The following is an 8875-nucleotide window of genomic DNA, read 5'->3' on the forward strand; positions in this document are numbered from 1 at the left end:
ACGGTGGCCGTGGCGGGGCGGCGCGCTCGCGTTCCGGAGCGGCGGCGTGCCGCACCCCGCCCCCAGCCCCCTGCGTCCGCACGCCTGCGTCCCCGCGACAGCGTCCCCGCGACAGCGCTCCCCACGCCTGCGTCCCCGCGACAGCGTCCCCGCGACAGCGCTCCCCACGCCTGCGTCCCCGCGACAGCGGACCCGCGCCCCCCGACGCCCCTACGTCCCCGCGACAGCGACCCGTGCGGCCTCGCGGCGGATGACCGAGCGGACCGCGGCGAGTGCGGGGTTGTCGTTGGCGCGGTGCCAGCTGAGGTGGAGTTCGACCGGGTACGGCTCCATGCCGCTGATCCCGCGCAGGCAGACGCCCTCGTAGTGCAGCGAGGCCGCGGCGGCCGGTACCAGGGCGACGCCCAGGCCCGCCTTGACCAGGGCGAGGATGCTGTGGACCTGGCTGAGGTATTGCACGTACCGGGGGGCGGCGCCCGCGCTGCGGAAGGCGCTCACCAGCACGTCGTGGAAGTACCGCGCCTCGGACGGGGAGTACATCACGAGGGGTTCGCCGTGGAACTCGCCGATCGCCGGCGGCCGGTCGCGGTCGGCGAAGCGGTGGCCCGCCGGCAGCGCGGCGAGCAGCGGCTCCTGGTAGAGCGGGACGTCGGCGAGGTCAGCCCCGCCGGCCGGCGGCCGGATCATGCCGATGTCCAGCGCGCCGGACATCAGGGTCTCCAGTTGCGCGGCGGTGACCATCTCGCGCAGCACGAGTTCGATCTGCGGGCGCTCGCGGCCGAGGGCGACCAGGACCCGTTCGAGGAAGGAGTACGCCGTGGTGGCGGTGAAGCCGACGGCCACGACCCCGGACTCGCCGCTGAGCGCCCGCCGGGCCGACAGCGCCGCCTCGTGCGACTGGCGCAGCAGCTGCCGGGCGTCGGCGAGGAAGAGCCGGCCGGCCGGGGTGAGCTTGACGCTGCGGTGCGAGCGGTCCAGCAGCCGGACGCCGACCTCGTCCTCCAGCAGTTTGATCCGGCGGCTCAGCGGTGGCTGGGTCATCGACAGCCGGGCGGCGGCCCGGCCGAAGTGCAGTTCGTCGGCCACCGCCACGAAGCCTTCGAGCTGCTCCAGGGTGAACATCGATTCATTGTAGGCATTGGTTCATATAAAAGATGTGTTGGACCGGTATCACTGCGGCGTCCTACGGTGGTGCGGTCCCACGCCGGGACGCCGCCGCCCCCGCGGGACGCCGTCCGCCCGCCCGGCCCCGTTCGCGCCCCACGACCCGGAAGACCCCACCGATGACCGGATACAGCCCAGCCGACCTCGCCGCCCGTCTGGCCCGTGGCCTGCTCTCCTTCCCGGTGACGCACTTCCATGACGACCTGTCCTTCGACGAGGACGGGTACCGCGAGCACATCGAGCGGCTGGGCCGGTACCGGGTGGCCGGCCTGTTCGCGGCCGGCGGGACGGGGGAGTTCTTCTCGCTGTCGGGCGCCGAGGTCGACACCGTGCTGCGGGCCGCCGTCGCCACCGCGCCGCCGGGGACGCCGGTGGTGGCCCCGGCCGGCTACGGCACGGCGACGGCCGTCGAGCTGGCCCGCGCCGCCGAACGCGCCGGGGCCGACGGCGTGCTGCTGTTCCCGCCGTACCTGACGGAGACCGAGCAGGAGGGCCTGGCCGCCCACGTGACCGCCGTGTGCCGGGCCACCAGCCTGGGCGTGGTCGTCTACAACCGCGCCAACGCCCGGTACAGCGCCGAGACGGTGGAACGCCTGGCCGTCGACTGCCCCAACCTCGTCGGCTTCAAGGACGGCGCCGGCGACCTGGAGCAGCTGACCCGCATCCGCGCCCGGCTGCGGGACCGCCTGACGTACATCGGCGGCCAGCCCACGGCGGAACTGTTCGCGCTGCCCTACCTCCAGCTCGGCGTCAGCACCTACTCGTCGGCCATCTTCAACTTCGCGCCGCGCTTCGCCCTCGACTTCTACGCGGCGGTGCGCGCCGGCAAGCGGGAGACCGTGCTGGACCTGCTGGAGGACTTCGTCATCCCCTACACCGAACTGCGCGACCGGCGCCGCGGCCACGCGGTGAGCATCGTCAAGGCCGGCCTGCGGGTCACCGGGCACCCCGCCGGCCCGGTCCGCCCGCCGCTGGTCGACCTCGACGCCGCCGAGCGGACCCGGCTGACGGAACTGCTCCAGCGCGTCGCGGACTGACGGTGACACGGACTGATGGTGACGCGTACCGACCGCGCCACGCCTGACCGTGCCACGCACCGACCGCGTCGCGGACCGATCGCGTGGCCGGCCCGGCCGTCGCCGGCCCGCCCGCCGTGGGACGTGGAGTCGCACGAGCGGGGATTCCCCTTCCACCCGCGCACCCGCTGCCGCCGCCGCCCCGGGACGGCGTGACCTCTGCCCCCTGGGCGGCGAGCAGGACGAACCGAGGAGACGATGATGTTCCGGATCGCCGAGTGCCGGGTCACGCCCATCCTGATCGAGGACCCGCCGCTGCTGAACGCGCAGGGCGTCCACCAGCCGTACACCCCGCGCACCATCGTCGAGATCGTCACGGAGAACGGGGTCGTCGGGCTGGGGGAGACCTACGGCGACGCCGAGTACCTCACGGTGGCCGAGGCGTTCGCGCCGCGGCTGGCCGGTGCCGGCCTGACCGTCAACGACCTGGGCGCCCGGGTCGCCGCCTGCGCGGCCGGCGCCGGGGTGACCGGCCTGGACGCCGCGGTGAACGCCGGCGGCCTGCGCGGCAGCCGCACCCTCGACAAGGTCGCCGCCAGCGTCGCGTCCGGCTTCGAGGTGGCGATCCTGGACGCTCTCGGCCGCGAACTGGGCGTCCCCGTCCACCAGTTGCTCGGCGGCAAGGTCCGCGACCGGGTGGAGTACAGCGCCTACCTGTTCTACCGCTGGGCCCGGCACCCCGGACCGGGCGAGCCGTGCGACGACTGGGGCGCCGCGCTCGACCCGGAGGGCGTGGTCGCGCAGGCCCGCCGCATGGTCGAGCGGTACGGCTTCACCTCCTTCAAGCTCAAGGGCGGGGTCCTGCCGCCCTTCGAGGAGGTCGACGCGGTGCTCGCGCTGCACGACACGTTCCCCGGCCGGCCGCTGCGGCTGGACCCCAACGGCGCCTGGTCGGTGCCCACCAGCCTGGCGGTCGCCGCCCGGCTGGAAGGCGTCGCGGAGTACCTGGAGGACCCGACCTCCGGCACCGCCGGCATGGCCGAGGTGGCCCGCGGCACGTCGCTCCCGCTGGCCACCAACATGTGCGTCACCGGCTTCGCCGAGATCCCCGAGGCGTTCGCCCGGAACGCCGTCCAGGTCGTGCTCTCCGACCACCACTACTGGGGCGGGCTGCGCGCCACCCAGGACCTCGCGGCGGTCTGCCGGACGTTCGGCGTCGGCATGTCCATGCACTCCAACACCCACCTGGGCATCAGCCTCGCCGCCATGACCCAGGTCGCCGCCACCGTCCCCGGCCTGCGCTACGCCTGCGACACGCACCGGCCGTGGCAGACCGAGGACGTCATCACCCGGCCACACACCTTCACCGACGGCGCGCTGCCCGTCACCGACACCCCCGGCCTCGGCGTCGAACTGGACCGCGACGCGCTGGCCCGCCTGCACCGCAGGTACGCCGAAAGCGACGTGCGCGGCCGCGACGACGCCGCCGCGATGCGCCGCGTCCACCCCGACTGGCGAACCCCGGACCTCCCGCGCTGGTGAACACCGCTCGCGCGGGGCGGCGCCAGGCATGCGGGGCGACCGCGATCGCGGCGGGTCGCGGCGGGCTGCGCGGGTTCGCGTCGGGTGCCGCCGGATCGGCCCGGGGGCGGCCAGGACAGCGCCGGAATGGCCCGGACAGCGCCGGATCGCGCCGGGCCGCGCCGGATCGCATCGGAACGCGCCGGGCGGGGGCACGCGGTCGACCGCGCGCGTCGGCGCCGGCTGCGGGCCCCCTCAGGCGCCCGTCCTCCCGGTCCCGTGCTCCGCGAGCCACTCGTCGAAGCTCTGCCGGCCCCGCGGCCCGGGCCCGGCCGGGAGCAACGCGCCGCCGGCCAGTCCCTCACCGACGGCGCCCGGCAGCCTGACGGGCAGGACCGGGCGGCGGCTGCCGCGGGCCCGCAGGAGCTGCCTGACCATGGCGACCATCTGCCGTTCCTCCGGCCCGGCGAACTCCGGGGCGAGCCCGGCCGGCGCGCCGACCGCCAGCCGTACCAGGGCGTCGGCCACCTCGGCGGCGGCCACCGGTCGGCTCAGCATCCGCGGTACCAGGACCAACGGGCCGCGCCGCAGGGTCTGCGCGGCGAACTCGTGGAACTGCGTCGTACGCAGCACGCTGAACGGCACCCCGCCCTCCACGACCAGCGCCTCCTGCCGGCGTTTGCCCCGGTAGTAGCCCAGGCCGACCCGGTCGCTGCCCACGATGGACAGCACGACGTGGTGCGCGACCCCGGCCTGCCGCCCGGCCCGCAGCAGGTTGGCGGTGGCGGCCTCGAAGAAGGCGGTGGACCTGGCGGCGCCGATGGCGACCCCGCCGCTCACGTTGCTCACGTCGATCACCCGCTCGGCGCCGGCCAGCGCCGCGTCCAGTCCCGCGCCGGTGACCAGGTCGACCCCGCGGGACCGCGCCAGCACGGCCGGTTCGTGCCCGGCGGCCCGTACGGCGTCGGTGACCAGCCGTCCGACGCAGCCGGTCCCACCGGCGACGGCGATGCGCATGATGATGATCCTCCCGGTTCAGGTGCCCCCGTCAGGAGGACTGAGCGGGCCGGCCGGATGTGACATCGGCGCGGTCTCCGGTTCCCGGCCGGGCACGGGTCGCCGGCGGCGCGTAACGGAACATATGGCTGCAAGATCATAGGAAACGGCGCGGGACGTCGCTGCGGGAGCGGGCCGCCGGCCGGCGGATGTCACAAACGCGGGCGGCCGTCCCGTCAGGAGGGCATGACCGTTTCCGCGCGCCGCGCGCTCCCACCGCTGACGGGCCCGGTGCCCGCCCACGCGCCGGCCGCCGTGCCGCCCCGGAGCCGCCGGCACCGCGCGCGCCGGCCGGTCCGCCCGGCGTGGAACGGTGGAACCGGTGGACCAGGCGTGTCGGCCGGCACGCACCGTGAACCAGGAGGAAGAACAACGATGCACCCCACAACGGCACCCGCCCGCGGAGCCGGACGGTGACCGCCGAGGCCGAACTGGCCGCCGCGTACACCGGCACCCGCCCCCGGCTCGTCCGGCTCGCCTACGCGGTCCTGGGCAGCCACAGCGAGGCCGAGGACGTCGTCTCCGAGTGCTGGACGCGCATGACCGCCGCCCACGCGCGCGAGCCGATCCGCGACGTCGAGGCCTGGGCGACCGTGGCGGTGGCCCGGTACGCGCTCGACACGCTGCGTTCGGCGCGGGTGCGCCGGGAGACCTACGTCGGGCAGTGGCTGCCGGAACCGCTGGTGCGCGACGTGGCCCCGGTCGCCGACCCCGCCGACCGGGTGACGCTCGACGAGTCGGTCGGCTTCGCCCTGCTGGTGGTCCTGGAGACGCTCAGCCCGGCGGAACGGACCGCCTGGGTCCTGCACGACCTGTTCCGCGTCGACTTCCGCGAGGTCGCCCAGGTGGTGGGCCGCACGCCGGCCGCCGTACGGCAGTTGGCGTCCCGCGCGCGCAAGCACGTCGCGGCCGGCGTTCCGCGGGTGGCCGTCGACCGGAGCGAACACGCCGCCGCGGTGGCCGCGTTCCGCCGCGCGACGGCCGACGGGGACCTCGCCGCGCTGATGGCCGTCCTCGACCCGACCGCCACCTTGACCAGCGACGGCGGCGGCGAGGTCAACGCCGCCCGGCGCCCGGTGCGCGGTGCCGACAAGGTCGCCCGCTTCGTCATCGGCTCCGCCGGCAAACTGGGCGCGGGCCTGTCGGTCCGGCAGGTCGAGGTCAACGCCGCACCCGGCCTGGCCGTCGTCGACGAGGACCGCCGCGTCATCGCGGTACTCGCCCTGTCCACCGATCGCGGCCTCATCACCCGCATCGACATCGTGCTGTCACCCAGCAAGCTCGCCGGACGCACGCTGGACGGCTGAACGGGTTCCGCGACGGCGGGTGCCGGTGCCGGTGGGGCGGGCACGGGGGGTGTTCGCGCCGCGGGTGCGGGCTCGGCGTGCGCGGGCCGGGGGCGGCTCCCGCCGGGGCGGGTGGGCTCTGCGGGGGCCGGGTGGGCTCTGCGGGGGCGCGGAACGTCGTGCGGTTCGCAGGACCGCGCGCGCCGTCCGCCGTCCCGGCCCGCAGGCGTCAGCCCCCGTCCGCCTCGCCGTTCACCTCCCGGTTGCCGCGCTCCGGCCCGCCCCCGTCAGGACCCTCCCCCTCGTCCCCCTCGTCGCGTTCATCGCCTTCACCACGTTCCGTCTCCGGGACCGCCATCTCGAACCACGTGGTCTTGCCGCGGCCGGCCGGGGAACTGCCCCAGGCGGTGGCGAGGGCGTCGACGATGAGCAGGCCGCGGCCGGACTCCGCCTCGCCGTCGCCGCTGTCGTCCGGGGCGAGCACGACCGCGGGGACCGGCGGTCGCGGATCGTTGTCGCGCACCTCGGCGCGCAGCCGGTCCGGGTACTCGCGCAGCAGGACGTCGACCTCGCTGTGCGCGTGGATCAGCGCGTTCGTCACCACCTCCGACATCAGCGTCTCCAGCTCGTCGGTGAGCGATTCGTGCCCCCAGGCCGCCATCAGGTCGCGCAGGAAGCCGCGCAGCTCGGCGACCCGCCGCACGTCGTGCCGGTGAACGGTGGCGCGGGCCACCCGGCGGTGCCCGTCGGCCGAGCCGGCGTTGCGGACGAGCAGCAGCGCGAGGTCGTCCTGCCGGGCCGGTGGGTCACCGGTGCCGGTGAGTCGGTCGGCCAGCGTCTCCAGGTCCTCCCCGGCGTGTGCGGCGATCCGGCGGCCGACCTGCGCGTAGGCGTCGGCGGCGCCCCGGCCGCGTACGTCGAGCAGGCCGTCGGTGAACAGGGCGACCACCGCGTTCGGCGGCACGACCACGTCCTTGTGCCGGTAGACGGTGCCGGCCGCCACGCCCAGCGGCGGACCGACCGGCAGCGCGGTGGGCACGACACCGCCGTCCTCCCTCGTCACCGCCGGCTCGTGGTGGCCGGCGCTCGCCATGGTGGCGACGCCGGTCTCCGGGGTCAGCCACACGCAGCAGCAGGTGACGAACAGGTCGCCGCCCAGCTCGTCGAGCAGCCGGTTGCTGCGGGTCAGCACGCTCGCCGGGTCGTGGCCCTCGGCCGCGTACGCGCGCACGGCGCTGCGCATCTGGCCCATGGTCCCGACCGCGTCGAGGTTGTGGCCCTCCACGTCGCCGATGATCATCCCCACCTGGCCGCCGGGAAGCACGACCACGTCGTACCAGTCGCCGCCGACCCCGGTGCCGGTGCCGGCCGGCAGGTAGCGGGCGGCGCTCTCCAGCCCGGGGACGTCGGGCAGCTCGCGGGGGAGCAGGACCCGCTGCATGCCGTGGATGAGGGCCTCCTGCGACTCGTTGAGCCGGATGCGCTTCAGCGACTGGCTCACCTGCCCCAGCATGATCATCACAATGGCCAGCTCGTCGTCGCGCGGTACGCGGTCCGGGTCCAGCACCAGCACGCAGCAGCCCACCGTGCGGTCGTCGGCCACCATCGGCAGGAACGCCCTGGCCGGCCCCTCGTCGTCGTAGCGGCCGAGGCCCGGATAGGCCTGCGCCAGCTCACCGGGCCGGAAGATCGTGGAGACGCTGCGCAGGACCGCGTCCGCCTCCGGGGAGCCCTCGGCCAGCAGCAGGCCGTCCACCGCGCCCACCTCCTGCGACGACAGCCCCGAGGCCCCGACCGCCCGCAGCCGGCCGCGGTCCTCCAGGCACAGCAGGATGCCCTGGCCGCCGAAGGGCCGCACGAGCTCCTGGTAGGTGGCGGCCACCACGTCCCGCACCTGGCGGGCGGCGGTCAGTTCGGTGGCGAGCTGCTGGAGCTGGAGCAGGAAGCGGCTGGAGTTGCGCGGACCGTCCGGCGGCCGCGCGCTGCCGGGCTCGGGCACGAACAGCGGCACCGTCGGCGGCTCGACCGTGCCGTGCCGTGCCGACAGCTTGGCCAGCCCGACCGCCACGCCCGACGCGGCCTCGACCATCCGGTCCACGGTGGCCGGCCGCAGGTTGCGGGCGTGCATCCAGCGGGCGGATATCGACCCGAACGTGTGCCCGTCGGCCCGCAGCGGCACGGCCACCGCCATCATCGGGGTGTCCACGTGCTGGACGAACGAGGGGTTGGCCACCACGAAGCGGCGGCTCTGCGCCGGATCGCGCACCACCGGCCGCCCCTCCCGGTAGGCCCGGACGGAGACGAAGCGGGTGTCGCCCGCCGGCAGGGCCGGGGTCACGGCGAACCCGAGCGCGGTGTCCAGGATGGCGGTGGCGGACAGCGAGCCGTCCGGCTCCTCCAGGTAGACGCACAGGGTGCTCGGCCGTAGCTGTTCGTCCAGCCCCCGCAGCGCCGCCGCCAGCAGTTCGTCCCGGCCGCGGTCCCGCAGGTGTCCGCCGTCGCCGGGCCCTGATGCCATGCGAACCATTATGGTGCATATGTTCTTGTTCGTCCCATGTTCCCCGGTCGCGGACCTGAGCCGCCGGGGGAGGGGGCGCCGCGGGCGGCGGATGGTGCGGGAGCGCTGGATGGTACGGGTGCGCTGGACGGTACGAGTGGCGGAGGGTGTGGGTGCCGTGGGCGGCGCATGCCGTGGGCGCCGGAAGGTGCCGGGGGGCGGAGGCTGTGGGGGCCGGGTGCCGGGTGCCGCAGGCGCCGGACAGGCGGACCGCTGTCCTCGCGCTCGACCGGCGCCCCGCGCTCCGCGCCCCCGCGCCCCGGCACCTTCCGGCG

The 8875-nt window shown here is 75.6% G+C and carries 6 protein-coding genes; 3 read left to right on the forward strand and 3 right to left on the reverse strand.

Annotated elements, in window-relative coordinates:
• Positions 1–210 precede the first annotated feature (210 nt).
• Positions 211–1122, reverse strand: coding sequence for a LysR family transcriptional regulator (locus POF43_RS33950; RefSeq protein WP_271323649.1), 912 nt, complete (start codon positions 1120–1122; stop codon positions 211–213).
• 161 nt (positions 1123–1283) lie between these two features.
• Here POF43_RS33950 and kdgD point away from each other — a divergent pair, with 161 nt between their 5' ends.
• Both kdgD and POF43_RS33960 read left to right on the forward strand, forming a co-directional pair.
• Positions 1284–2201, forward strand: a complete 918-nt coding sequence (gene kdgD / locus POF43_RS33955) for a 5-dehydro-4-deoxyglucarate dehydratase (protein ID WP_271323650.1) — start codon at positions 1284–1286, stop codon at positions 2199–2201.
• A 237-nt stretch (positions 2202–2438) separates the two neighbouring features.
• Positions 2439–3722, forward strand: a complete 1284-nt coding sequence (locus POF43_RS33960) for a glucarate dehydratase family protein (RefSeq protein WP_271323651.1) — start codon at positions 2439–2441, stop codon at positions 3720–3722.
• Positions 3723–3956: 234 nt separating this feature from the next.
• Here the strand turns inward: POF43_RS33960 and POF43_RS33965 are convergent, their stop codons facing one another.
• Entirely contained in the window at positions 3957–4718 is a 762-nt protein-coding gene (locus POF43_RS33965) for an SDR family oxidoreductase (protein WP_271323652.1), read from the reverse strand.
• Positions 4719–5170: 452 nt separating this feature from the next.
• Between POF43_RS33965 and sigJ the strand changes: the two genes are divergently transcribed.
• A complete protein-coding gene (gene sigJ / locus POF43_RS33970; RefSeq protein ID WP_271323653.1) occupies positions 5171–6064 on the forward strand; it encodes an RNA polymerase sigma factor SigJ in 894 nt (297 codons plus the stop codon).
• Between the two features lie 208 nt (positions 6065–6272).
• Here the strand turns inward: sigJ and POF43_RS33975 are convergent, their stop codons facing one another.
• Complete coding sequence (locus tag POF43_RS33975) at positions 6273–8561, reverse strand: SpoIIE family protein phosphatase (RefSeq protein ID WP_282704948.1); 2289 nt, start codon at positions 8559–8561, stop codon at positions 6273–6275.
• Positions 8562–8875 lie beyond the last annotated feature (314 nt).

It is taken from the genome of Streptantibioticus silvisoli, assembly GCF_027947535.2.
GTDB classification, from domain to species: domain Bacteria; phylum Actinomycetota; class Actinomycetes; order Streptomycetales; family Streptomycetaceae; genus Streptantibioticus_C; species Streptantibioticus_C silvisoli.

Coding starts and splice junctions, on each gene's coding strand:
- POF43_RS33950 (WP_271323649.1), bottom strand. CDS start 1,122: ATGTTCACCCTGGAGCAGCTCGAAGGCTTCGTGGCGGTGGCCGACGAA.
- kdgD (WP_271323650.1), top strand. CDS start 1,284: ATGACCGGATACAGCCCAGCCGACCTCGCCGCCCGTCTGGCCCGTGGC.
- POF43_RS33960 (WP_271323651.1), top strand. CDS start 2,439: ATGATGTTCCGGATCGCCGAGTGCCGGGTCACGCCCATCCTGATCGAG.
- POF43_RS33965 (WP_271323652.1), bottom strand. CDS start 4,718: ATGCGCATCGCCGTCGCCGGTGGGACCGGCTGCGTCGGACGGCTGGTC.
- POF43_RS33975 (WP_282704948.1), bottom strand. CDS start 8,561: ATGGCATCAGGGCCCGGCGACGGCGGACACCTGCGGGACCGCGGCCGG.